Raw genomic sequence first — 23,563 nt, 5'->3', positions numbered from 1 at the left:
GGCCGCCATGGCGCCCGTGCCCGCCACCAAGCCCCAGGCCGCGCCGGCCGACACCGCCACCGCCGTGCTGCCGCCCGAGCGCGCCGGCGTGGCCACCGGCCTGGTGCCGGCCGCCGCCAGCGCGCCGCAGGACAGCGTGGAGCCACGCACCGGCGAGGCCGCGCCGCAGGGCCGCGCGCCCTCGCTGCTGCAGCAGCTCGGCGACCGCATCGCCGTGCAGATCGAACGCGGCAGCGAGCGCGTGGTGATCCGGCTGGACCCGCCGCACCGCGGCCAGATCGAGATCCACATCCGCCAGGACGCCAGCGGCGCCACCCAGGTGCAGCTCAGCGCCAGCCACGGCGACGTGGTGCGCCAGCTGCAGGCCATCGGCGACGGGCTGCGCCAGGAACTCGCGCAGCGCCATGGCGGCGATGTGAGCGTGCAGGTGGCGCAGCAGCAGGCGCGCGGCGATGCCGACGGGCGCCAGCGCCAGGGCGAGCAGCGCCAGCAGCAGCCCGGCCGCGCACTCGATGAACAAGGCGAAGCCGGCCAGCACTTCGCGCACTTCGCACTCGCGTCGGAACGGCCATGACCAAAGGCAAACTCATCGCCATCGTCGTCGGCGCCGTGCTGCTGACCGCGGGCGCCGCCGGTGGCGGCTTCTGGTGGTGGCAGCGCGGGCACAGCACCGAGGCCAAGGCCCCGCCGCCGCCCAAGCCCTCGACCTTCCGCTACGTCACGCTGGACAAGGTCATCGTCATGCTGCGCAGCCAGGCGGGCGACCCGCTGGCGCACTACATGGCCGTGGACGTGGTCTTCAAGGCCGACGATGCGGTCAAGGAAAAGGCCGTGAAGGACCAGCTGCCGCTGCTGCGCAGCGTGACGGTGAAGGCGCTGTCCGAGCTGACGCTGGAGAAGGCCGGCGCGCTGACCATCGAGCAGCTGACCGCCGAGGTCAATGCCGCCTACAAGGCGCGCTACGCGGCCGACAGCATCGAGCAACCCTTCGCCGAGGCCCTGATCAGCAAGCTGATCATCGAATAAGCATGGACCTGCGCGACGGATACGCCGAACTCCAGGGAGCCGCCGAGCGCGGCGCGGCCGCGCTCGAGCAGAAGCACCTGCTGGCCTGGCTGCCGCTGGTCAAGCGCATCACGCGCCAGCTGTCCTCGCAGATCGGTGGCGCCATCGACCGCGAGGACATGGAGCAGATCGGCCTCATGGGCCTCTTGGAGGCGCTGCGCCGCTACGGCGAGCCCGACGCCAAGTTCGCCTCCTTCGCGGCGCTGCGCGTGCGCGGCAGCATCCTGGACGAGCTGCGCCGGCAGGACTGGCGCCCGCGCAGCGTGCGCCAGGACAGCCACAAGCTGCGCGACGCCGAGCGGGCGCTGACGCGCCGGCTCGGCCATGCGCCCAGCGAGGCCGAGCTGCAGTCCGAGCTGCAGATCACGGCCGACGAGCTGCAGGAGCACCGCCTGGCCGAGAACGCCGAGCTGCTGGTCAGCTTCGACGAGATCGTCGAGGAGCTGCACCGCCTGCCGTCGCAGAGCCAGTCGCCCGAGGCCGCGCTCATGACCCGGCGCAGCATCGAGCAGGCGCTGGCGGTGCTGGACGCGCGCGAGCAGCGCGTGGTGCAGCTGTACTACGAATTCGATCTGAGCCTCAAGGAAATCGCCGCGGTGCTGGGCCTGACCGATGCCCGCGTGTGCCAGATCAACAAGGGCGCGCTGCGCAAGATGAAGGACTTCCTCAAGGAAGCCTGACCCGGGACCACCACCATGCAATTCCTAGTCGGCCTGCTGATCATCGCCGTCACCGTGTTCGGGGGCTTCATGTTCCACGGCGGCCAGATGAGCGTCATCTGGCAACCGGTCGAGATCGTCATCATCTGCGGCGCCGGTGCCGGAGCGCTCGTGATCGGCAACCCCAAGCACGTGCTCGGCGAGCTGTGGCTGCAGGTCAGGCACAGCCTTGGCAAGCGCCGCGACGGCAACGAGTTCCACCGCCAGCTGCTGCTGCTCATGTACGAGCTGCTGCAGACCGCCGCCGGTGGCCTGAAGGCACTGGACGCCCACGTCGAGGCGCCGGAGGAAAGCGACATGTTCAAGCGCTACCCGCTGGTGCTGGCCGACCCCAAGCTGCTGGCCTTCATCGTCGACAACTTCCGCCTGATGGCCATGGGCAAGATCAGCGCGCACGAGCTCGAAGGCGTGCTCGACCATGAGATCGAGGCCATCCACGAAGAGCTGAACCAGCCGCAGAAGTCGCTGCAGAAGATCGCCGAGGCCATGCCCGGCTTCGGCATCGTGGCCGCCGTGCTGGGCATCGTGATGACCATGGCCGCCATCGGCGAGGGTGCCGGCTCGGCCGAGGTCGCCGCCAAGGTCGGCGCGGCCATGGTCGGCACCTTCATCGGCATCTTCATGTGCTACTGCCTGCTCGACCCCATGTGCAACATGATGAAGCAGCTGGTGGCCGAGGAAATGTCGATGCTGGAGATCGTCAAGGTGGTGATCGTCACGCACGTGGCCGGCAAGCCGCCGCTGCTGGCCATCGACGCCGGCCGGCGCCTCGTGCAGCTCAACACCAAGCCCAGCTTCGCCAAGCTGGAGGGCTGGATCAATGCCCTGACCGGCGGCGGCGAACCCGAACCTGCGAGGCGCGCGAGCGACAGGGCATGAACACCGCTGCCGGCCGCGACAAGGGCCATGCCACCATCATCAAGAAGGTGTCCAAGAAGGGACACGACGAAGCCCATGGCGGCGCCTGGAAGGTGGCGTTCGCCGACTTCGTGCTGGCCCTCATGTGCCTGTTCCTGGTGCTGTGGATCCTGGCCGCGCGCACGTCCGAGGAAGCGGTGGCCGACCTGCGCCACACGCAGGGCGGCAAGCTGTTCGAGGACGGCGGCAGCCTGATCGCCAAGCTCGACCAGCAGCGCGGCAGCCTGATCCCGCGCGAGCCCGTGCCGGCGCAGAGCGACACCTTGCAACCGCGCCGGGCCTATGCCAACGGCGACACCAGCACGCCGCAGCAGCCCAGCAAGGCGCAGCCCGACCAGCCGCCGGCGCGCCGCTACGAGACCGCCGCCGACCTGCGCGAGCTGGCCGTGGTGATCACGCGCATGGCCGACGACACGGGCCTGGCCAGCAACCTGCAGAACATCATCACGCCTTACGGCCTGCGCGTGCTGCTGCACGACACCGACCGCTTCGGCATGTTCGAGCGCGGCAACGCCTACCCGACCGAGCGCTTCCGCAAGCTGCTGCGCCAGCTCGGCCCGGTGTTCGCACAGGTCGAGAACCAGATGCTGATCGTGGGCCACACCGATTCCACGCCCTTCGCCGGCGTGGAGACCTACCCCGGCGCGCTGTCGAACTGGTCGCTGGCCAACAACCGCGCCATGGCGGCGCGCTTTCACATGATGGCCGGCGGCATGCCGACCACCAGCGTGCTGCAGGTCGTCGGCATGGCCGACCGTGCGCCGCTGGACCTGACCCGCTCCGACGCCGACGTGAACCGCCGCATCGAATTGCTGGTGCTGACCACCGAGCATGCCCAGGCCATCCGCGCCATGTTCGGCCCGCCCGCGGGCAGCACGCTGCTCGTGCCGGGCGCCGACGCGGTGATTCCCGAACGCAGTGCGCTGCAGGCCCTGCGCGAGCGCCTGGGCGCGCGTTGAGGACGGCCATGGAAACCAGAACCCGAGGATTGCGCATGAAGATCACCAGCTCCGGCACGGGCGCCGCCCCGGCCGTCGCCCCGGCCGCCGCCGCGCCCGCGGCCGCCACCCCGCAGGGCACAGCAGCCACCGGCGGCGCCTCGGCCGCCGGCGCGCTGCTGGCCACGGCCCGCGCGCAGCTGCAACAGATGCCCGAGATCGACGCCGCCCGCGTGGCCGAGATCCGCGCCGCGCTGGAGCGCGGCGAGCTCGGCTTCGACGCCGGCAAGCTCGCCCAGCTCATCGAGCGCTACCACGGGAGCCGTGGATGAGCCTGCCCGGGGCGACCGCCCACGCCACGCCAGCCGGCACGGCCCGCCTGCCGCGCCCGGCCATGGAGCGGCTGCTGCGCGACGTGCAGGCCGACCTGGCCGACTACGCCGAACTGCGCGCGCTGCTCGCGCAGCAGTTCGCCGGCGCACTGCGCCACGACGCCCAGGCCATGGCGCCGCTGGCCGATGCCATCGTCGCCCTGGTCGAGCGGCTCGATGCACGCCGCCAGTTCCGCGACGGGCTGCTCACCCGGCTCGGCAGCGGTGCCGCACCCAGCGTGCCGGCCCTGGTCGCGCAGTGGCCCGCCGCGCAGCGTGCCGCCGTCCAGCTGCTGTGGGACCGGCTGGAGCAGGCCGTGCACGAGTGCAAGGCCCTGAACCTGCGCAACGCGCGCCTGCTGACCGAGCAGCACCAACTGCTCGCACGCGTGCTGCACGGCACCGAGGACCCGCTCTATGCAGACGCCTGACTTCGCGTCCAGCACGGCCCTGCGCGCGCTGGCGCCAGCCGCACCCACCGCGCCGACCCCGTCCTGGGCCGCCGGTGGCGGAGCCGTGCAGTCCGCCAGCTTCGCCAACGCCATGCGCAGCGCCCAGGCCGAGATCACCGAGATCGTGCGCAACGGCTGGAGCCAGAGCGAACTGCCGGCACTGGGCACCGAGGGCCTGCTGCGCCGCGCGGCCGCGCTGCAGGCCGCTGCGGTGGACGGCGCGCCCGGCCAGGCCCTGCCCCTGCTGACGCAGGCACTGGCGCGCACCCCGGTGCGGACCACCGGCGCGCCTGTGCTGCCGCCCGGCGAGGCCGTGCCGGTGGCAGCGCAGCAGGACTTCCTGCAGGCCATCGGACCCTGGGCGCGCGAGGCTGGCGCCGCGCTGGGCGTGGCGCCCGAGTTGGTGGCCGCCCACGCCGCGCTGGAATCGGGCTGGGGCCGGCGCCCGCTGCGCGGGGCCGATGGCGGCGACAGCCGCAACCTGTTCGGCATCAAGGCCAGCGCCGGCTGGCGCGGCGCCAGCGTGCAGGCGCTGACCACCGAATACGCGGACGGCGAGGCGCAAAAGACCACCGAGTCTTTCCGCGCCTACCCGGACCATGCCAGCGCCTTCCGCGACTACGCCCAGTTGCTGCAGAGCAGCCCGCGCTACCAGGACGCGCTCAACACCGGCAGCGATGCTGCGGCCTTCGCCCAGGGCCTGGTGCGCGGCGGCTACGCCACCGACCCCGGCTATGCGGACAAGCTCGCGCGCGTGGCGCGCCAGGTGCGCGCGCGCAGCGCGGTCGGCGAATGACGCAGACCAGGCATCAGGACCCGCCCATGTTCTCCGGCTCGACCAGCCCCTGCTCCAGCACCCTGGCACGGATCACCTTGCCGGTGGTGGTGTTGCGCACGCGCACGATCTGGCGCGGCTTGCCGTTCTCCAGCGCCTCGCCGGCCGCGCTGACCTCCACGCCGCCGTTGCGCGCGCGGATGGTCACGCTGTCGCCGCGCTTGACCAGCACGGGCGCCGACAGCCAGCGCGCATGCAGCGCCTGGCCGGTGCGCAGCGTGCGGTTGCTGGACTGGGCGATGGCGTCCTCGGGCAGCGAGACGGCACCGGCCAGGTCGGTCAGCGGGCGCCGCTCGATGGCCAGGTCTTCGGCCTGCAGCGCGCGGTTGGCCGGCACGTCGCGCGCGGCCACCACCACCAGCGCGGACACAGCGGCCCGCACGATCCACTCGCGCTGCCAGCCCTCGCTGCCCGGACAGACCACGGCGAAGCGCATGCGCGCGACGGAGCGGGTCTCCAGCGCGTCCACCGTGAGCGGCGCGGCACAGGGCGGCAAGGGCTGCGGCAAGCGGGCCACGGCCTTGACCTCGAACACGGGCTCGGCCAGCGCGCGCTGGTCGGCCTGCGCGACCAGCCAGTCGTGCGCGGCCTGCTCGACCAGGTCTTCGACACGCGCCGGCACCGTGGCCAGCGCCACCAGCGGCAGGGCCACGGCCAGGCCCAACGACCAGATGGACAGACGAAAGGGGATGTGATGGGACTTCAATTCGACAAGGCCCTGGGCCTGCATGCGGACGCCTTGCGGCTACGCGCGGATCGTACCAAGGTCCTCGCTTCCAACCTGGCCAACGAGAGCACGCCGGGCTACCAGGCGCGCGACGTGGACTTCGCGCAGGCCCTGCGCCGCGCCGGCGGCGACGACCCGTTCGCGGTGCTGGACAGCGGCGCGCCGGAACTGATGTACCGGCTGCCGCAGCACGCCTCGCAGGACGGCAACACCGTGGAGCTGGGCGTCGAGCAGGCCGCGTTCTCGCAGAACGCGGCGGATTTCGCGACGAGCCTGCGCTTCGTGGACATGAAGCTCAAGGGCCTGGCGAAAGCCATCGCCGGACAGTGAGGAGCACCCCATGAGTTTCCGCGCCATCGCCCAGATCGCCGGCTCCGCCATGTCGGCGCAGACCGTGCGGCTGAACACCATCTCCAGCAACCTGGCCAACGCGCAGAGCGCGGCCGGCACCGAGGCCGACGGCTACCGCGCACGCAAGCCGGTGTTCGCGGCCATTGCCCAGCTCGGCCAGGGCACCCAGTCGGCCGGCAGCCGCGTGCAGGTGCTGGACGTGGTGGAGAGCCCCGAGCCGCTGCGCCGCGTGCACGAGCCCGACCACCCGCTGGCCAACGCCGACGGCGACGTCTTCTATTCCAACGTCAACTCGGTGGCCGAGATGACCGACATGCTGTCGGCCTCGCGCGCCTTCGAGACCAATGTCGAGGTGCTGAGCCGCGTGAAGTCCATGCAGGCCTCTTTGCTGCGCCTCGGAGAAAGCTGAACCCCATGGTCACCACCGTCAACAACCAGACCAGCAGCACCGGCTCGGCCAGTGCCGGCCTGCCCAGCATCGCCTCGGCGCTCGGCGGCGACATCTCCGACCTGTTTGTCAAGCTGCTGGTCGCGCAGATCCGCAACCAGAACCCGCTGGAGCCGACCGACCCGGCCGCCTTCGTGGGCCAGCTCTCGCAGCTGAGCCAGGTCGAGGCGCTGCGCCTGCTGGCCGACCAGGGCACGGCCAGTGCCAGCGCCATGGCCAGCATGCAGGTGATCTCGCTGGGCTCGCAGGTCGGCACCGACGTCACGGTGCAGACCAGCCAGGTGCAGCTGGACAAGGAGCCCGTGCAGGTCGACTTCACGCTCTCCAGCCCCAGCACCAAGACCACGCTGGTGCTCACGGGCACGGGCGGCAGGAAGTTCAGCATCGAGCTGGGCACCAAGCCCATCGGCACGGTCTCCACGGCGGTCGACCCGGCCGCGCTGGGCATCCCGGCCGGCAGCTATGCGCTGAGCGTGGAGACCAGCACGAAGGAGACGCCGGCCACCAGCGTCACCGGCCTGCTGGGCAACGTGCAGATCGGTGCCAACGGTGCCGCCATGGTGCTCGTGGCCGGTGTCGGCCAGGTGCCCGCCTCGTCCCTCGTCGGCTTCCACGGCCGTCCCATCACCGTCAACTGAAGTCCTGAGGAGAACGCCATGAGCTTCGAAATCGCACTGTCCGGCATCAACGCCATCAACACTTCGCTGGACTCCATCAGCAACAACATCGCCAATGCGGGCACCTACGGCTTCAAGTCCACGCGCGCCAACTTCGCCTCGCTCTACGCGGGCAGCCAGCCGGCCGGCGCGCAGATCAACTCGCTGACGCAGAGCATCGACATCGGCGGCGGCGCCATGACCACCGGCCGCGGGCTGGACGCCATGGTGCAGGGCCGCGGCTTCTTCGTGACCAAGGAATCCAGCGGCGTGGAGGTCTACACGCGCGTGGGCATCTTCGGCACCGACCAGAACGGCTACCTGGTGGACGCCTCCAACCGCCGCGTGCAGGGCTATGCCGTGATGCGCGACGCCAACGGCGTGCCAGTGGACGGCGCCGGCCTGGGCGCCATGGGCGACCTGCAGGTGCCCAGCGGCCAGGTGGCGGCCCAGGCCAGCTCGCGCATGCAGTACGTGAGCAACCTGTCGTCCGACTGGGTGGCGCCCACCGCCGCCTTCGACGCCACCAACCCGCTGACCTACAACAGCTCGGACGTCTCGGTGGTCTACGACTCGCTGGGCAGCCAGCACACGGTCACGCAGTACTTCGTGAAAACCGGCACCAACCAGGTGACCGTGCACTACACCTTCGACGGCGCCACGGCCACCCCGGCGACGCAGGTGCTGAGCTTCGGCACCGACGGCCAGCTCGCCGCCGTGCCGGCCGTGACGCTGACGGCCGCGCCGGCCGGCGCCGACCCGCTCAGCATCGCGCTGGACTACACCGGCTCCACGCAGTACGCCGGCGAATCGCGCCCCTCGGTCAACGCACCGAACGGTTACGCCTCGGGCACGCGCGTGAACGTCACGCTGTCCGAGGACGGCTCGGTCATCGCCGAGTACAGCAATGGCCAGAAGCAGAAGGTCGGCACCGTGGCGCTGGCCACCTTCCCGAACGAACAGGCCCTGCAGGCCATCAGCGACACCAGCTGGACCACCACCTCGAATTCCGGCACGCCGCTGTACGCCACGCCGGGTACCGGCATGGCCGGCGAGCTGACCGTGGGTGCCATCGAGCAGTCCAACGTGGACATGACCTCCGAGCTCGTCAGCCTCATGACCTCGCAGCGCAACTACCAGGCCAATACCAAGGTGATCTCGACCGAATCGGACATGATGCAGTCGCTCATGCAAGCCGTCTGAGGCGGCGATGGACGCGCTGATCTACTCCGCCATGGCCGGGGCCGAGCGTGCGCTCAAGGCCCAGCAGGTGCGCGCCAACAACCTGGCCAATGCCGGCACCACGGGCTTCCGTGCCGACATGGAAACGGCCGCGCACCAGGCCGTGCAGGGCTACGGCTACGACGCGCGCCACATGGCGCGCATCGACGCCGACGCGGTGCAGACGCGCAGCGGCACGCTCGCGCCCACGGGCCGCGAACTGGACGCCGCCATCGTCGGCGAGGGCCTGTTCGCCGTGGCCTACGGCGACGGCGAGGCCTACACGCGGGCCGGCGCGTTCACGCTCGACGCCGAGGGCCAGCTGCAGTTGGACGGCCGCGCCGTGCTCGGCGAAGGCGGCCCCATCGTGCTGCCGGCCACCAACCACATCGAGATCGCGGCCGACGGCACGGTGCTCGTGCTGCCCGAGGGCACGCAGGAGATGCAGGTCATCGACCGGCTCAAGCTGGTCAAGCCCGAGCCCGGCGCGCTGCGCAAGAACGAGGTCGGCCTGCTGGTCGGCCGCGACGGCGGCCCCCTGCCGCCCAGCGACGAAGTGCAGGTGCGCGGCGGCTACCTGGAAGGCAGCAACGTCTCGCCGATCGAGGAGATGGTGGCGACGCTGCAGATCAACCGCGATTTCGAGATGCAGATGAAGCTGTTCAAGGCCGCCGACGAGATGGCGGCCAACGGCAACCGGCTGCTGCGCGAGTGACGCGCAGCACCTGAACGACAAGGAGAAACGACATGAATCCCGCACTGTGGGTGAGCAAGACCGGCGTGCAGGCCCAGGACGCCAAGCTGCAGGCCATCGCCAACAACCTGGCCAACGTGAACACCGTGGGCTACAAGCGCGACCGCGTGGTCTTCGAGGACCTGTTCTACACCGTGGAGCAGCAGCCCGGCGCGCAAATGGCGGCCAACCGCAACGCCGACGGCGGCGTGCAGCTGGGCAACGGCACGCGCGTGGCCGGCACGCAGAAGGTGTTCACGGCGGGCAGCCTGCAGACCACCGGCCGCGAGCTGGACGTGGCCATCATCGGCAACGGCTTCCTGCAGGTGGAGCTGCCCAGCGGCGAGACCGCGTACACGCGCGCCGGCCAGCTCGGCCTGTCGCTGGAAGGCCGGCTGACCAATGCCCAGGGCCTGCCGATCAACCCGCAGATCACGGTGCCGGCCAACGCCACGGGCATCACGATCGGCGAGAACGGCATCGTCTCGGCCATGGTGGGCACTGCGACCACGCCGACCGAGCTGGGACAGCTGACCATGGTGACCTTCGTCAATCCCACGGGCCTGCTTGCCATCGGCGACAACCTGTACCAGCAGACCCAGTCCAGCGGCGAGCCGGCCGAGGGCAACCCGGGCGAGGACGGACGCGGCAAGCTCAAGCAGGGCGCGCTGGAAGGCTCCAACGTGCAGGTGGCCGAGGAGATGGTGGACATGATCGCCGCCCAGCGCACCTACGAGATGAACACCAAGGTGCTCTCGGCCGCCGACAACATGCTGCAGAACCTGGCGCAAGTTGCGAGGTAAGCCTAGGGTGCATCGCGGAGGTCCGAAATGAACAAGTCGCCCTGGTCGATCCTGCTGGTGCTGGCCGGCCTGCTGCTGGCCGGCTGCGAGACGCTGCCGCCCATTCCCAAGGCCGCGGCCCAGCCCGAGGAGCCGCTGATCATCGTGAGCACGCCGCGCCGCGGCGTGGCCGGTGGCGTGCTGCCCATGGACACGGTGACGGCGCTGACCTCCGACAGCCGCGCCTTCCGGCCCGGCGACGTGCTCACCGTGGTGCTGCAGGAGACGACGCAGGCCAGCAAGCGCAGCGGTGTGACCAGCGACAAGAACAGCAGCACCTCCATCACACCCTTCCTGTTCCGCGGCAGGAGCCTGAAGACCGACATCGGCATCGACGCCCAGCGCAGCTCGGACGCGGCCAACACCGCCACGCAGCAGAACGCGCTGCAGGGCGCGATCACCGTGGTCGTCACCGAGGTGCTGCCCAACGGCCTCCTGGCCATCCGCGGCGAGAAGAGCCTCACGCTGAACCTGGGCGAGGAGTTCATCCGCGTGACGGGCTATGCGCGCGTGGCCGACATCGACACCGACAACCGGCTGTCGTCCCAACGCATCGCCAATGCGCGCATCACCTACTCGGGCCGCGGCACGCTCGCGGAAAGCCAGCGCCAGGGCTGGCTCACGGCCTTCTTCAACAGCCCCTGGATGCCGTTCTGAGGACGCCGCCATGCGCAAGATCTCTCTTTCCTTCTGCGCCGCGGCGGCCCTGCTGCTGGCCGCCCTGCCCGCCCCGGCCCTGGCCGCGGCCCAGGCCCTGCGCAACCTGGCCCATGTCGAGGGCGTGCGCGAGAACCAGCTGATCGGCTACGGCCTCGTGGTGGGCCTGCACGGCTCGGGCGACAGCACCCAGGTCAAGTCGGCCGGGCAGTCGATCAACAACATGCTCAAGCAGTTCGACCTCAAGATGCCCGAGCGCGTGGAGGCCAAGAGCAAGAACACGGCCACCGTGATGGTCAGCGCGAGCTTTCCGCCGGGCTACCGCAAGGGCCAGACCATCGACGTGACGGTCTCCTCGCTGGGCGACGCCAAGAGCCTGCGCGGCGGCACGCTGCTGCTCACGCCGCTGCGCGCGGCCAACGGCGAGGTCTATGCGCTGGCCCAGGGCAACGTGGTGATCGGCGGCCTGTCGGCCCAGGGCGCCAGCGGCTCCAGCGTGACCGTGAACACTCCGACGGGCGGGCGCATCCCCAACGGCGCCAGCATCGAGCGCGAGATCGAGACCGACTTCGACACCGCGCCCAACGTGCGCCTGTCGCTGCGCCGGCCCAACTTCGAGACCGCCACCAACATCGTCAACACCATCAACCGCAGCTTCGGCAGCGTGGCCAGCACGCGCGACGCGACCACGGTGGAGGTGGCCGCCCCCACGGACCCGACCCGGCGCGTGGCCTTCGTGGCCCAATTGCAGGCGCTGCGCGTGGACGTGGGCGTGGAGACGCCGCGCGTGGTGTTCAACTCGCGCACCGGCACCGTGGTCATCGCCGAGGGCGTGACGGTGCGGCCGGCGGCGGTCTCGCACGGCGCCCTCAAGGTCATCATCAGCGAGAACCCGCGCGTGAGCCAGCCCCAGGCCTTCAGCCAGGGCCAGACCGTGGTCACGCCGCAGTCGCAGGTGCAGGTCGAACAGGGCAACGGCCGCATGTTCGCCTGGCCGGCCGGCGCCAAGCTGCAGACCATCATCGACACCGTGAACAGCATCGGCGCCTCGCCCGACGACATCATGGCCATCCTGCAGGCGCTGGACCAGGCCGGCGCCATCGACGGCGAGCTGGTGGTGATCTGATGCAGACCTCTCCGATCTCCAACAGTGCTCCGGGCACCACACCCGACGACGCCGTGCGCGCCCGCATCGAGGATGCCGCGCAGAAGTTCGAGGGCATGTTCATCCAGCAGATGCTGAAAACCATGCGCGCGGGCACCGGCGCGCTGGCCGGCGAGGACGGCTTCCTGCGCCAGGACCCGGACAACCCGCTGCTGGGCCTGGCGGACCAGCTCATGGCCGACCAGCTGGCCGGCCAGCGTGCCTTCGGCATCGCCGACATGCTGCTGCGCCAGCTGGTTCCCGGTGCGCCGGCAGCGCCGCTTAAGCCGGCCGCCGATGGCGCCGCCTTGTCTGTGCAGATGCCCCAGACGAATCCGCCGGAACCCCAGCCATGAGCATGATCAACAACGCGCTGTCGGGCGCCCTCGCGGCCCAGGCCGCCCTGGCCGCCACCAGCCAGAACATCGCCAACCTGCAGACGCCGGGCTACACGCGCCAGGGCATCCTCTTGCGCGCCGCGGCGCCCACGGGCAGCATGTCGCCGGGCAACGGCGTGCAGACGCCGCAACTGATCCGCTTCGCCGACGCCTACAAGAGCCAGCAGCTGTGGGAATCGGCCTCGACCCAGGGCCGGCATGCGGCCGTGCAGGGCTACCTGACCCAGCTCGAGCAGGTCATGGGCGACGATGTCTCCACCATCAACGCCGGGCTGGACGACTTCTACGCGGCGCTCAACGCGGCCAGCGTGGAGCCGACCTCCGCGCCGCTGCGCCAGCAGGTGATCGCCTCGGCCGAGGCGCTGACGGTGCGCTTCAACAGCATGAACCAGGTGCTGGCCAACCAGCGCACGGCCATCACGCAGCAGCGCGCGGCGGTGCTGGACCAGGTCAACGTGCTGTCTGCCGAGATCGCCACGCTGAACGGCAAGATCGCCGGCGCCGGCGCCGCGGGCGCCAACCCCTCGGCCCTGATCGACGAGCGCGACAACCGCATCGACGCGCTGGCCGCCTTGGTCGGCGTGAACGTGGTCGACCAGGCCGACGGCTCGCGCAGCGTGGCGCTCAAGAACGGCACGCCGCTGGTGGTGGGCACCACGGTGGGCAAGCTCGAGGCGGCCGCGCCGCTGGCCGACGGCACGCCCGCGCTGACGGTGCGCTTCGCCAAGGAGGTCTTCACGATCGCCAGCCGCAACATGGGTGGCCAGCTCGGCGGGCTGGACGACTACCAGGCCAAGACGCTGCAGCCGCTCACGCAGTCGATCAGCGACATGGCAGCCGGCCTGACCACGCTGTTCAACAACCAGCTGGCCGCCGGCTACGGGCTGGACGGCACGCCCGGCAAGCCGCTGTTCCAGCTCGACACCTCCAGCGTTTCGGCGCTGTTGACCATCACGCCGGGCATCACCGCCCAGGACCTGGGCTTCTCCGGCGACGCCACCAAGCCCGGTGACAGCGCCAACCTGCTGGCACTGATCGACCTGAAGGACCAGTCGGTGCCGATCGCCTCGCTGGGCACGGTGCAGCTCGGCGACGCCTACACGCAGCTGGTCAGCAACCTGGGCACGACCAGCCAGCAGAACCAGGCCGCATTGAGCGTGGCCGACACGGTGCGCTCCTATGCCAAGGCCAACTGGGCTTCCACCAGCGGCGTCAACGAGGACGAAGAAGCCGTGAACCTGGTGCAGTACCAGCAGATGTACCAGGCCAACATGAAGGTCTTCAGCACGGCCAACACGCTGTTCGAAGCCACGCTGGCCATCCTGAGGTAAGCCATGCGCGTCGCCACCAGCCAATACCACATGACCATGAGCCAGACGCTGGCCAGCGCCCAGGCGCGGCTGGAGAAGGTCATGCAGCAGATGTCCACCGGCCAGCGCCTGCTGCTGCCCTCGGACGACCCGGTCACCAGCGTGCGCCTGTCGCGCATGGAGCGCGAGCAGGCGGCGCTGGCCCAGTACCGCGACAACATCGGCGCGCTGTCGGTGCGCCTCACGCAGAACGAGACGGCGCTGGACAGCAGCCTGACGGACATGCAGGAGGTGCGCGACCTCATGGTCTGGGCCAGCGACGGCGCCAACACCGCCGACGACCTGAACGCCATGGCCGGCGCGCTCGTGAGCCTGCGCGACAGCCTGTACTACACCGCCAACAGCCGCGACCAGGAAGGCCGCTACCTGTTCTCGGGAACACTCAGTACCACGGCCACCCTCGCGCTGGACAGCACGGCCGCCGCCGGCAGCCGTTACAGCTTCGAAGGCAACGAGGAGAAGCAGCAGGTGGTGGTGGGCAACAACATCACCCAGTCGGCCAATGTGAGCCTGCCCGAGATGGCGGCGCTGTTGAACCGGCTGGACCTGGCGGTGGCGCAGATGCAGACGCCCGGGGTCAACCCCAACGACGCGGCCGTGCGCACGGTGCTCAAGGATGCGCTGAACGGCACGGACGTGGCCATGGCCGCGGTCAGCGGCAAGATCGCCGGCCTGGGCGGCGCGCAGAAGATTCTGTCCACGCTGGACGAGACCCATGGCAACGTCGGCCTGGCCGCCGACCAGGCCAAGATCACGCTGAGCCAGCTCGACTACGGCGAGGCGGCGATCCGGCTGACCGGCTACCAGACGGCGCTGCAGGCCACGCAGAAGGCCTACGTGCGCGTGGCCGGCCTGTCGCTGTTCTCGCAACTGTGAAGGCCGGCTGAGCAACGATGCAGATCACTCCCCTGCGTCCCGGCGGCCTGGGGCTGGACCGGTCGCATGCGTCCGACGGCGTGGCGGCCCTGCCGCGCACGGGCGACACGCCGGCCGCAACGCCGGCACCGGCGCCGACCGCGCTGCCCGTGGTGCACGCCGGCCTGCGCGGCCTGGACGCCCAGCGCAACCAGCGCGTGGCCGGCGCCCAGCAGGCACTGGCCTACCTGGACCGGCTGGCGCCGCGGCTGCGCAACCTGCAGACCGACCTCTCGCGCGTGGCGGCCGGCCAGCCCGTGCCGGCCGAGCGGCTGGAAAGCCAGCGCGCGCGGCTGGACCAGCTCTGGGCCGAACGCGCCACCGCGGCCGGCACGGCGCTGGATGCACAGCTGAACTTCGACACCGCGCAGCCCGCCCGGCGCAGCTTCGCGGTGCGCGGCCTGGACCAGCCGCCGCAGGCGCGCGAGACGCTGACACTGGCGCTCGGCCTGCCCTCGGCGGCCCGCCCCCCCGTCCGCGTGCAACTCGATCCCGAAGCCACGCCGCAGGCCCGCGCCGAGGCCTTCGCCCAGGCACTCGCGCCGCTGGGCCTCGCGGTCCAGGCCGATGCGGGCGGCGGCCTGCGCTTCTCGGTCGCCGAAGCGCGCTGGCCCCAGGTGCGCGATGGCCTGGCCGTGCAAGGCGAAGGCCGCCAGTTCGCGTCCGGCCGGCTGCACCGCGTGGCGGCCGATCCGCAAGCGGACGTGCTGACGCCCGCGCAGTGGACGCTGCAGGACGAGGGTGGCGCGCGCCAGGCGCTGCAGCAGGTCGGCACGGCAGTGCAGCGCACCGAGGCGGCACGCGAGGGTGCGCGCACCGTGCTCGAGGCCGAGCGCGCGGCCCTGGCCGATGCCGCCCCGGCCCAGGACGCCGCCTGGGCCGAACGCTTCGGCGCCGCATTCGCGGCGCAGCTGCGCGGCGAGACCGGCCCGCGCGACGCTTATGCGCGGCAGGCCACGCTGGGCGCAGCGTTGTGGGGCCTGGGCCGCCAGCGCGTTGAGCGCCTGCTGGACGCCGGCTGAGCGGCGCCGACCGCGCGGCGACAATGCGCGGATGCCTCCAGACACCCTGCCCCGCATCTACCTCGCCGGCCCGGATGTGTTCCGGCCCGACGCCGCGCAGGTGTTCGCGCGGCTCAAGGCCTGCTGCGCACGCCTGGGCCTGGCCGGCCTGGAACCGGCGGACGACGCAGCCGGAGAACTCCAGGGCGACGCACTGGCCCAGCGCATCTACGAGGGCAATGTCGCGCGCATCCGGGAGGCCGACGGCGTGCTGGCCAACCTGGCCGATTTCCGCGGGCTGGAGCCCGATTCGGGCACGGTGTTCGAGGTCGGCTACGCGATCGCGCTGGGCAAGCCCGTCGCCGCCTACGGCGTGCCCCCGGGCAGCTACGCCGAGCGCGTGGGCGCGGCCCGCGACTGCGCACCCGATGCCCACGGCGTGCTGCGCGAACGGGCCGACGGCACCATGGTCGAAGGCCTGGGCCAGCGGCTGAACCTGATGCTGGCCCGCTCGGTCGGAATCGCCGAGTCGCCCGAGTCCGCGCTGCGGCTGCTGGCCGAGCGGCTGGGCGCCCAGCCTGCGCTGACGATCCGGCCCTACGCCGCCAATGACCTCGACGCTGTGCTCGCCGTGTTCCAGTCCGCCGTGCACGAGACCGCGGCGCGCGACTACGACGCCACCCAGCGCGCCGCGTGGGCGCCAGCGGCACCGGACCGCAGCGCCTGGGCCGCGCGCCTGCAGCGCAACCGGCCCTTCGTCGCGCTCTGGCGCGGCCAGGTGGCCGGCTTCGCAGACCTGCAGCCCGACGGCCTGATCGACCAGTTCTTCGTGGCCAGCACGCATGGCGGACGGGGCATCGGTCAGGCGCTCATGGACCACCTGCTGGCGCTGGCCGCCCGGCGCGGGCTGGCCGAACTGCGCGCCGAGGTCAGCCTGACCGCGGAGGGCTTCTTCGCCCGCTACGGTTTCGTGGTGCTGGAGCGCCGCACGCCCCAGCGCGCCGGCGTGGCGCTGCGCAACGCCACCATGCGCAGGACCAGCGCCGCGGCTGCCTACAATTGCGCCGCGTGAACACGCCCTCTTCCCCTTCCGGCGACATGCCGGACCAGGCCGCCGGCCTGCCCCCTTCCGACGTCGCACATCCGCGCGCCATCCGCAGCTTCGTCAAGCGCGCCGGCCGCACCACGCTGGGCCAGGCCAAGGCCATGGCCGAGCTGGGCCCGCGCTTCGTGCTGCCCTACCGGGCCGAACCGCTGGACCTGACCGCGGCCTTCGGCCGCACAGCGCCCACGGTGCTGGAGATCGGCTTCGGCATGGGCGATGCCACGGCGCACATCGCCGAACTGCTGCCCGAGACGAATTTCCTGTGCTGCGAGGTGCACGAGCCCGGCGTGGGCGCGCTGCTCAAGCAGATCGGCGAGCGCGGCCTGGCCAACATCCACATCCTCGCGCACGACGCCGTGGAAGTGCTGGACCACATGCTGCCGCCCTGGGATGCGCAGCAGAACCCGCAGGGCCTGGCCGGCATCCACATCTTCTTCCCGGACCCCTGGCACAAGTCGCGCCACCACAAGCGCCGGCTGATCCAGCCGCCCTTCGTGGCGCGGCTGGCGCAGCGCCTGGCGCCCGGCGGCTACCTGCACTGCGCGACCGACTGGGAGCCCTATGCGCAGCAGATGCTGCAGGTGCTGTCGGGCGAACCGCTGCTGGCCAACACGGCCGCCGACTTCGCGCCGCGGCCGCACTACCGGCCCGACACCAAGTTCGAGCGCCGCGGCCTGCGGCTGGGGCACGGCGTCTGGGACCTGGTGTTCCGGCGCCGCTGAAGGGCCCACGCACCCTTGGCCCTGCGGCCTGTCCCCGCCAAGCGGGAACGCGCTTGCTGGGGGGCGCCCGGCGCGGCGCTCAGAGCGGCTGCAGCAGGCCCATCCCCAAGGCCACGAACACCGCGATGCCCAGCAGCACGCGGTAGTAGACGAAGGGCATGTAGCTGCGCGTGGACACCAGCCTGAGGAACCCCACGATCACTGCGTAGCCGACGAAGAAGGCGATCACGGTGGCCAGCAGCGTCTGCCCGCCGCCCACGGTGTTCTCCGTGCCCCAGGTCTTGTAGAGCTGGTAGAAGCCCGACAGCAGCACCGCGGGGATGGCCAGCAGGAACGAGTAGCGCGCCGCCGCCTCGCGCGTGTAGCCCAGCAGCAGGCCCATGGTGATGGTGCCGCCCGAACGCGAGACGCCGGGGATCAATGCCATGGCCTGGGCGAAGCCGAACAGGATGCCGTGGCCCCAGGTGAGCTGGCCCAGTGTGCGCTGCTTGCGGCCCAGGCGGTCGACCGCGGCCAGCACCAGCGCGAAGACGATCAGCATGGTGGCCGTGATGTAGAGGTTGCGCAGCGAGCCTTCGATCGCGTTCTTGAACAACAGGCCCAGGATGGCGATGGGCGCCGTGCCCAGGATCACGAGCCAGCCTATGCGGGCGTCCGGGTCCAGCGGCCGGCCGCGCTGCGTGAGCGAGGCCCACCAGGCCAGGAAGATGCGCACGATGTCGTGGCGGAAGAACAGCAGCACGGCGGCCTCGGTGCCGATCTGCGTGATGGCCGTGAAGGCCGCGCCGGGGTCGCCGCCCGAGGGCAGCAGCGGGCCGAAGATGCGCAGGTGCGCGCTGGAGGACACGGGCAGAAATTCGGTGAGGCCCTGGATCAGCCCGAGGACGGCGGCCTCGCCCCAACCCACCGAACTCATCGCGCGGCTCCCTGGATCGTGACGGTGGCCGATGGCGATGCGGAACTGTGCAGGTGCATGGGATGTGGGGGGCTGTGAAAAGGCCGGCCGATGATAGCGGCCCAGGGTTTCCACCAAGCCGCATGACAGCTCAGCGACAATTCCGCGCCATGCCCGCCCCCATCCCGCCTGCCCTGCCCCTGCGCGGCGGCGTGGCGGCCAGCGCCGTCGGCCTGCCAGCGGGCCCCTGGACGACCTGGCTGGACTTCTTTGCCGAGCGCTTCGCGCACGTGCCGCGCGAGGACTGGCTGGCCCGGCTGCGGGACGGCGAAGTCTGCGACGCCGCGGGCCGGCCGTTGCGGCCGGATGCGCCCTACCGCGCGCACGGCAAAGCCTGGTACTACCGCAGCCTGCCCGCGGAGCCGCGCGTGCCGTTCGAGGCCGCCATCCTGCACCGCGACGACCACCTGCTGGTGGCCGACAAGCCGCACTTCCTGGCCGTGACGCCGGGCGGGCGCCACCTGCACGAGACCTTGCTGGCGCGGCTGCGCCGCGAGACGGGGCTGGCGGATTTGCAGCCGCTGCACCGCATCGACCGCGAGACGGCCGGCCTGGTGCTGTTCAGCCTGCGGCGCCAGGACCGCGACGCCTACCACGCGCTGTTCCGCGAACGGCTGGTCGAGAAGGACTACGAGGCGATCGCGCCGCTGCGGCCCGGGCTGGCCTTGCCCCTGGTGCGCGAAAGCCGCATCGTGCAGGGCACGCCCTTCTTCCGGCAGTGCGAGGTGGAGGGTGAACCGAACGCCAGCACACGGCTGGCGCTGGTGGCGCGGGCCGGCGGCTGGGGCCGCTACCGGCTCGCACCGCGCACGGGCCAGCGCCACCAGCTGCGCGTGCACATGGCGGCGCTGGGCATCCCGATCCGCGGCGATGCCTTCTATCCCGTGGTGCGGCGCGGCCCCGACGAGGACGACGACCACGCGCAGCCGCTGCAGCTGCTGGCGCGTGGCATCGCGTTCACCGATCCGGTGACGGGCCAGCGGCGGCGCTTCGAGAGCCAACGCCGGCTCGCGCCGCTGGACGGCGCGCCGGCCTGACGCCGGCGCCTGCCTGTCACGGCGTGCAGTACTGCGCCGCGGGCGCCGCGGGGGCGCTCAAGGCCGTGCTCGTGTAGGTCTGGACCCGTCGCACGGTGACCGTGCAGTTCGCGCTGACGTCGAACTCGAACAGGTTCCAATACTCCGTCTCGCTGCTTTCACCGGTGGCGGGCGGCGTGATCAGTTCGACCGGGCGGCCGGGGATGTTGACTTCCACGCGCGCACCCGATGGGCCGATGGCCCCTTCGGCATAGCCCGAGAAATTGTGCACCGCGTACTTGTAGGTGCCGACCATCAGCTTGGTGATGGTGATGATCTCCGGACCGTAGCTGTCGGTGTCGTCCACGTCGAGGTTGGCGAACGGGGCTGCGGTCAGAGACCCTTCATTGCTGAAGAACACCAGATCGCCGCTGGGCGTCATGAGGTGCGAGTCCAGGTCGCTCGGCAGCGCGCCCCAGGTCAGTTTCATCGTGATGCCCGCGCCGGTCTGGCTCAGCGTCAGGCACTCGGTCCAGTCGATGTTGGTCCCGCTGGCGTTGTTGCGCACGGTGTTCGTCAGGCGCCCACCCGCAATGGCCGTGACGGCGGCCTGGCCATTGAGCTTGATCGGCAGGCTGAAGTTGCCGCTGGCATCGGTGTAGGTGTAGCTGGTGCCGGTGTAGTCGATGCCGTCGCTGCCCACCCGCGCATTGGCGACCACGGCACCGACGGCGTCGCGCACGCAACCGCGGACCAGCACGGTGTCGTAGACCTGGTCGGCGTTCCAGGTCGAGAAGTGGCTGACCGAGCCTTCGTAGTAGGCGCCGCTGCCCGTTCCCGCGAGCGTGGCCGTGCCCTCCTGCTCCCACAGGCCCGTGGTGGTGTTGTAGTGGAACAAGGGGATGGTGGTCTGCACCGTGCTGTTGCGCGACACCATCGGAATGCGGATGGTGGCGGTCTGGCCGCTGCGCAGGTTCAGCGGCGCGCCGCTGCTATCGGTGAGCGTGACGTTGAGTGCGCCGAAGCTCTCGATGGGCAAGGTGTTGCCGCCCGCTGTTCCGGTCCGGAAGTCGCCGGGCATCAGCTGGGGATCCAGTGCCGAGTCGATCGGCGTCAGCTGCACCGTGATGTTGCCGGTCGGCAGCGTGCCGTCGGCACGCTGCACGCCATTGGCCGGCAGCGTGACGAGCGCGGTGCCGGACGTGACCGTACCGCCGGTGGCCACAGGCACCGTTGCCGTCGTGGCGACCGGCACCAGACGCGCCTGCACGTCGGTGGTCGCGTTGCCCGACAGGTCGGCAATGCGGCCATTCTCGGCATAGCCGGGTGCTGCGAACACCACGGGCGTGCGCAGGCCGGGCGCAACGCCGGCGAGCGTGTAGCTGCCATCGGCCGCCGTGGTGGTGGACGCCGTGCCCGCGCGCACGGTCACGCCGCCGACGGGCAGACCTGTCACGCCATCCACGGCCTTGCCTGCGATGGTGGCGGTGGGTCCTGTCGGCGTGGGCGTGCCCGGCTCGTTCGGGGTGGCGGGGTCATCGCCGCCACCGCCGCATGCCGCCAGGCACAGCGAGACCATCAAACCCGCTCCCCATGTCCTGAGTTGTGTTCTGCAATAGCGCATTGGAACCTTTCGAGATCAAGGGACATGGCGCTCGTGCGGCGGGCGGAGCCGCCGCCTGCCATGTCGTTCGGTGAAATCGGCCGTGCCGGCATGCCTGCCGGGCGCAGCCCTTGTGCGCCCCGGCCGACCCTTGGGCGCTCAGCACGATGCGCTCGTGGGATGCAGGTCGATGCGGGGCGCGGCCAGTTTAGGAGGGCCCGCGCCTGTCAGACCCGGCCAGCGCACCGCGATGGGCGCCTGGGGCGCCGTTTTTTCCGCCCAATTGATGACGGCCCGCGACGCCGCCGCCCGGCATCGTCGCTGCCGCGTCAGCCGGTGATCTCGCGCGCCGTGATCTGGTACTTGAAGTCGTCCGGCGCGTAGGGGTCGAAACGGCCCTGGGCGTTCTCGGCCATGGGGTACATGAAGAAGCCCAGTGGCTCGCCGCGCGCGCCGGGCAGCTTCAGGTCGTGCGCGGTGTTGTAGGCCATCCAGTTGCCTTCCCAGCCGCCGAACAAGGCCTTGTTGACCGGCGCGACCACGGGGTCCTGCACGGTCTTGATCCAGGCGGGGGTCTCCAGGCGCATGACCTTGGCGACATCGGCGGGGTCCATCGCCACCCAGCCGTGGCCGGCCAGCCAGACCTCGGCGCGGCAATGCTGCGCGCCCTTGAGGCTGGCCGGGTTGCCGCCGAGTTCCTTGTAGCCGAAGGCCGAGGGCGCCAGCCGCAGGCCGTAGACGTCGCGCGCCGGTACGCCGACGGCGCGGCACAGGCCCACGAACAGCGCGTTGAGGTCGGCGCACTTGCCGCCCAGGTCGCCGGTCTCCAGCAAGGTGGCGATGTCGCCCTCGCCGCAGCCGCGCACCTTGGGCTCGCGGTAGGTGTTGGCCACGACCCAGTCGTAGATCGCGCGGACCTTCTGCACATCGGTGCGCGCGCCCTGCGTGGCCTTCAATGCTGTTTCGCGCACGATGCCGTCGGTCGGCAGCAGCGCGGTGGCGCGCGTGTAGAAGCGCAGCGTGTCGGCCGATTCGGTGGCGCCCGTGCGGCGCGACCAGTCGACGGCGCGGTTCTGCGTGGCCACGCGGCTCGTGACCTCGGCGAAGGGCTGGGACTGCCCCGGCGTGAACGCAACCACCAGCATGCGTGCGCCTTCGCGGCCGTCCTCGGCGATGCGGGCCTGGCCGTTGCTCGTGAAGCCGTGCGTCAGCGTGCGCTGCCAGTCGGTGTCGAGCGAGGGCAGCGGGATCCAGACCTGCGTCGCCCCCTGCAGCGGCGCGAGGTCCACGCGCGTGGTGACCTCGAAGCTGCGCCAGCCCTGGGGCTGGGGGTCGAAACGGCGCGCCGCCGGCGCGGCCTGGGCGAAAGCAGGGGCGGCCGCTGCGGTGGCTGCGGCGGCGGTGCACTGGGCGAGGAACTGGCGGCGGCTGGCCGGCATGGCGGTACTTTCCTGTGAGCGACGGGCGCGCATTATCGGCCCGGCGTGGCGAGCAGGCCCTGCACCAGGCGTTCGGCCTCGGCACCGGTCCAGTCCAGTTCGCCGCGCACGCGCTGGCGCGGCCGGCCATCGGCGCCGATCAGCAGCGTGGTGGGGAACACCTTGACGGCGCAGGCGCGCGCCACCGCGCCCTCGCGGTCCAGCAACACGGGCAGCCGCAGGCCCGTGCGCTGCACGAAGCGCGCGACCGTGGCCGGCGCCTCCTTGAAATTGAGCGCCACCACGGCCAGCTGCTCGGGGCCGTACAGCTCGGCCAGCGCCTGCAGCGTGGGCATCTCGGCGCGGCAAGGCTCGCACCAGCTGGCCCAGAAGTTCAGCAGCACGGGCCGGCCACGCAGTTCGGCCAGCCGCCACGGCCGTCCCTGCAGGTCCAGCGCCTCGATGGCGGGCAGCGGCTGCCCGGCCGGCCAGTCCGCGAGGGCGTGCTGGGCGTGGGAGGTGCCGGTCGCCAGCCACGCCACGGGTGGCAGCGACCACAGCAGGGTGCGTCGGTCCATGGGGCGCGATTGTCGGCCATGTCGCACTGCAGCAAGGGGCCGCGGCGGACAGCCAGCCGTGCGGATCGCTGGCGGGAACTTCGGGCAATTCGACCGCATTTCGCACGATCCGACACGGAAAATCCAGCAGTGCCGCACGATCAACGCAACCCGACCCCAGAACGCCTGCCACCGTGGCGCCGCGCCACCCTGCCCTTGCTGGGCCTGGCCCTGGCGGCCTGTTCCGGCACCGCGCCGCGCGCCGACGCCGATGGCCTCGCCGCCGCGCCGGCGGTGGCCATGGTGGCGGGCGCTCCGATCCGCTTCGTGCACCAGGCCGCCCCCCGTCCGCAGGGACCGGTCGTGGTGTTCCAGAGCGGGCTGGGCGACGACCACGCCACCTGGGCGGCCGTGCTGCGCCAGCTG

The 23,563-nt window shown here is 71.3% G+C and carries 29 protein-coding genes; 24 read left to right on the top strand and 5 right to left on the bottom strand.

Annotated features, from left to right (window positions below; all coding sequences use genetic code 11):
* The 8 genes from IE209_RS31675 to flgJ form a co-directional block, all read left to right on the top strand.
* Positions 1-574: flagellar hook-length control protein FliK (locus IE209_RS31675; protein WP_229883156.1), on the top strand; the 574-nt coding region annotated here is incomplete at its 5' end.
* Complete coding sequence (locus tag IE209_RS31670; RefSeq protein ID WP_189690841.1) at positions 571-1,026, top strand: flagellar basal body-associated FliL family protein; 456 nt, start codon at positions 571-573, stop codon at positions 1,024-1,026. The genes IE209_RS31675 and IE209_RS31670, both read left to right, overlap by 4 nt.
* 2 nt (positions 1,027-1,028) lie before the next feature.
* Positions 1,029-1,745, top strand: coding sequence for a FliA/WhiG family RNA polymerase sigma factor (locus IE209_RS31665; protein ID WP_189690840.1), 717 nt, complete (start codon positions 1,029-1,031; stop codon positions 1,743-1,745).
* Between the two features lie 15 nt (positions 1,746-1,760).
* On the top strand, positions 1,761-2,663 hold the full coding sequence (gene motA, locus IE209_RS31660; RefSeq protein WP_189690839.1) for a flagellar motor stator protein MotA: 903 nt from the start codon (positions 1,761-1,763) through the stop codon (positions 2,661-2,663).
* Positions 2,660-3,661, top strand: a complete 1,002-nt coding sequence (locus IE209_RS31655; protein WP_189690838.1) for a flagellar motor protein MotB — start codon at positions 2,660-2,662, stop codon at positions 3,659-3,661. Before motA ends, IE209_RS31655 begins: the two co-directional genes overlap by 4 nt.
* Positions 3,662-3,696: 35 nt before the next feature.
* Positions 3,697-3,972, top strand: a complete 276-nt coding sequence (gene flgM, locus IE209_RS31650; RefSeq protein WP_189690837.1) for a flagellar biosynthesis anti-sigma factor FlgM — start codon at positions 3,697-3,699, stop codon at positions 3,970-3,972.
* The gene (locus tag IE209_RS31645; protein ID WP_189690836.1) at positions 3,969-4,442 is read left to right on the top strand and encodes a flagellar protein FlgN; all 474 of its coding nucleotides are present in this window, start codon (positions 3,969-3,971) and stop codon (positions 4,440-4,442) included. Before flgM ends, IE209_RS31645 begins: the two co-directional genes overlap by 4 nt.
* Positions 4,429-5,259, top strand: a complete 831-nt coding sequence (flgJ, locus tag IE209_RS31640) for a flagellar assembly peptidoglycan hydrolase FlgJ (RefSeq protein WP_229883155.1) — start codon at positions 4,429-4,431, stop codon at positions 5,257-5,259. The genes IE209_RS31645 and flgJ overlap by 14 nt, the downstream gene beginning before the upstream one ends.
* A 13-nt stretch (positions 5,260-5,272) precedes the next feature.
* On the opposite strand, the gene flgA is transcribed toward flgJ, so the two are convergent.
* Entirely contained in the window at positions 5,273-6,004 is a 732-nt protein-coding gene (gene flgA / locus IE209_RS31635) for a flagellar basal body P-ring formation chaperone FlgA (RefSeq protein WP_189690835.1), read from the bottom strand.
* Between flgA and flgB the strand changes: the two genes are divergently transcribed.
* The 14 genes from flgB to trmB are packed head-to-tail and all read left to right on the top strand — an operon-like array spanning position 5,993 to position 17,588.
* The gene (flgB, locus tag IE209_RS31630) at positions 5,993-6,355 is read left to right on the top strand and encodes a flagellar basal body rod protein FlgB (protein ID WP_189690834.1); all 363 of its coding nucleotides are present in this window, start codon (positions 5,993-5,995) and stop codon (positions 6,353-6,355) included. The two genes, flgA and flgB, sit on opposite strands and share 12 nt — an antisense overlap.
* A 10-nt stretch (positions 6,356-6,365) precedes the next feature.
* A complete protein-coding gene (gene flgC, locus IE209_RS31625) occupies positions 6,366-6,785 on the top strand; it encodes a flagellar basal body rod protein FlgC (RefSeq protein ID WP_189690833.1) in 420 nt (139 codons plus the stop codon).
* 5 nt (positions 6,786-6,790) lie between these two features.
* Positions 6,791-7,462: a flagellar hook capping FlgD N-terminal domain-containing protein gene (locus IE209_RS31620; RefSeq protein ID WP_189690832.1), complete on the top strand. Its 672-nt coding sequence runs from the start codon at positions 6,791-6,793 to the stop codon at positions 7,460-7,462.
* An 18-nt stretch (positions 7,463-7,480) separates the two neighbouring features.
* Positions 7,481-8,683 (top strand): flagellar hook protein FlgE, encoded by a 1,203-nt coding sequence (locus IE209_RS31615; protein ID WP_189690831.1) that lies wholly within the window; start codon positions 7,481-7,483, stop codon positions 8,681-8,683.
* Positions 8,684-8,690: 7 nt separating this feature from the next.
* Positions 8,691-9,416, top strand: a complete 726-nt coding sequence (locus IE209_RS31610) for a flagellar basal body rod protein FlgF (protein ID WP_189690830.1) — start codon at positions 8,691-8,693, stop codon at positions 9,414-9,416.
* 32 nt (positions 9,417-9,448) lie between these two features.
* Positions 9,449-10,237, top strand: coding sequence for a flagellar basal-body rod protein FlgG (gene flgG / locus IE209_RS31605; RefSeq protein WP_056668656.1), 789 nt, complete (start codon positions 9,449-9,451; stop codon positions 10,235-10,237).
* A 27-nt stretch (positions 10,238-10,264) separates the two neighbouring features.
* Positions 10,265-10,933 (top strand): flagellar basal body L-ring protein FlgH, encoded by a 669-nt coding sequence (locus IE209_RS31600; RefSeq protein ID WP_189690829.1) that lies wholly within the window; start codon positions 10,265-10,267, stop codon positions 10,931-10,933.
* A 10-nt stretch (positions 10,934-10,943) separates the two neighbouring features.
* Complete coding sequence (locus tag IE209_RS31595) at positions 10,944-12,059, top strand: flagellar basal body P-ring protein FlgI (RefSeq protein WP_189690828.1); 1,116 nt, start codon at positions 10,944-10,946, stop codon at positions 12,057-12,059.
* Positions 12,059-12,433, top strand: coding sequence for a flagellar biosynthesis protein FlgJ (locus tag IE209_RS31590; protein ID WP_189690827.1), 375 nt, complete (start codon positions 12,059-12,061; stop codon positions 12,431-12,433). The genes IE209_RS31595 and IE209_RS31590 overlap by 1 nt, the downstream gene beginning before the upstream one ends.
* Positions 12,430-13,806, top strand: coding sequence for a flagellar hook-associated protein FlgK (gene flgK / locus IE209_RS31585; protein ID WP_189690826.1), 1,377 nt, complete (start codon positions 12,430-12,432; stop codon positions 13,804-13,806). Before IE209_RS31590 ends, flgK begins: the two co-directional genes overlap by 4 nt.
* A 3-nt stretch (positions 13,807-13,809) precedes the next feature.
* Positions 13,810-14,721: a flagellar hook-associated protein FlgL gene (flgL, locus tag IE209_RS31580; protein WP_189690825.1), complete on the top strand. Its 912-nt coding sequence runs from the start codon at positions 13,810-13,812 to the stop codon at positions 14,719-14,721.
* 17 nt (positions 14,722-14,738) lie between these two features.
* A complete protein-coding gene (locus tag IE209_RS31575) occupies positions 14,739-15,782 on the top strand; it encodes a serine/threonine-protein kinase (protein ID WP_189690824.1) in 1,044 nt (347 codons plus the stop codon).
* A gap of 31 nt (positions 15,783-15,813) precedes the next feature.
* On the top strand, positions 15,814-16,833 hold the full coding sequence (locus tag IE209_RS34405; RefSeq protein ID WP_308433245.1) for a GNAT family N-acetyltransferase: 1,020 nt from the start codon (positions 15,814-15,816) through the stop codon (positions 16,831-16,833).
* A 26-nt stretch (positions 16,834-16,859) separates the two neighbouring features.
* Complete coding sequence (gene trmB, locus IE209_RS31565; protein WP_189690842.1) at positions 16,860-17,588, top strand: tRNA (guanosine(46)-N7)-methyltransferase TrmB; 729 nt, start codon at positions 16,860-16,862, stop codon at positions 17,586-17,588.
* 79 nt (positions 17,589-17,667) lie between these two features.
* On the opposite strand, the gene IE209_RS31560 is transcribed toward trmB, so the two are convergent.
* Complete coding sequence (locus tag IE209_RS31560; protein WP_189690823.1) at positions 17,668-18,504, bottom strand: undecaprenyl-diphosphate phosphatase; 837 nt, start codon at positions 18,502-18,504, stop codon at positions 17,668-17,670.
* A gap of 149 nt (positions 18,505-18,653) precedes the next feature.
* Here IE209_RS31560 and IE209_RS31555 point away from each other — a divergent pair, with 149 nt between their 5' ends.
* Positions 18,654-19,580 (top strand): pseudouridine synthase, encoded by a 927-nt coding sequence (locus IE209_RS31555; RefSeq protein ID WP_189690822.1) that lies wholly within the window; start codon positions 18,654-18,656, stop codon positions 19,578-19,580.
* Positions 19,581-19,596: 16 nt separating this feature from the next.
* On the opposite strand, the gene IE209_RS31550 is transcribed toward IE209_RS31555, so the two are convergent.
* The 3 genes from IE209_RS31550 to IE209_RS31540 all read right to left on the bottom strand — a co-directional run bounded on the left by IE209_RS31550 (position 19,597) and on the right by IE209_RS31540 (position 23,158).
* Positions 19,597-21,138, bottom strand: coding sequence for a DUF2135 domain-containing protein (locus IE209_RS31550; RefSeq protein ID WP_189690821.1), 1,542 nt, complete (start codon positions 21,136-21,138; stop codon positions 19,597-19,599).
* Between the two features lie 353 nt (positions 21,139-21,491).
* The gene (locus IE209_RS31545) at positions 21,492-22,601 is read right to left on the bottom strand and encodes a transglutaminase-like domain-containing protein (protein ID WP_189690820.1); all 1,110 of its coding nucleotides are present in this window, start codon (positions 22,599-22,601) and stop codon (positions 21,492-21,494) included.
* Between the two features lie 32 nt (positions 22,602-22,633).
* Entirely contained in the window at positions 22,634-23,158 is a 525-nt protein-coding gene (locus IE209_RS31540; RefSeq protein WP_189690819.1) for a TlpA family protein disulfide reductase, read from the bottom strand.
* A gap of 129 nt (positions 23,159-23,287) precedes the next feature.
* On the opposite strand from IE209_RS31540, the gene IE209_RS31535 reads away from it, so the two are divergent.
* Positions 23,288-23,563: hypothetical protein (locus IE209_RS31535; protein ID WP_229883154.1), on the top strand; the 276-nt coding region annotated here is incomplete at its 3' end.

The organism is Pseudorhodoferax aquiterrae, assembly GCF_014652235.1.
Lineage (GTDB): Bacteria > Pseudomonadota > Gammaproteobacteria > Burkholderiales > Burkholderiaceae_C > Pseudorhodoferax > Pseudorhodoferax aquiterrae.
The sequence above is the reverse complement of the archived record's forward strand: the minus strand, read 5'-3'. Positions and strand labels throughout refer to the sequence as shown.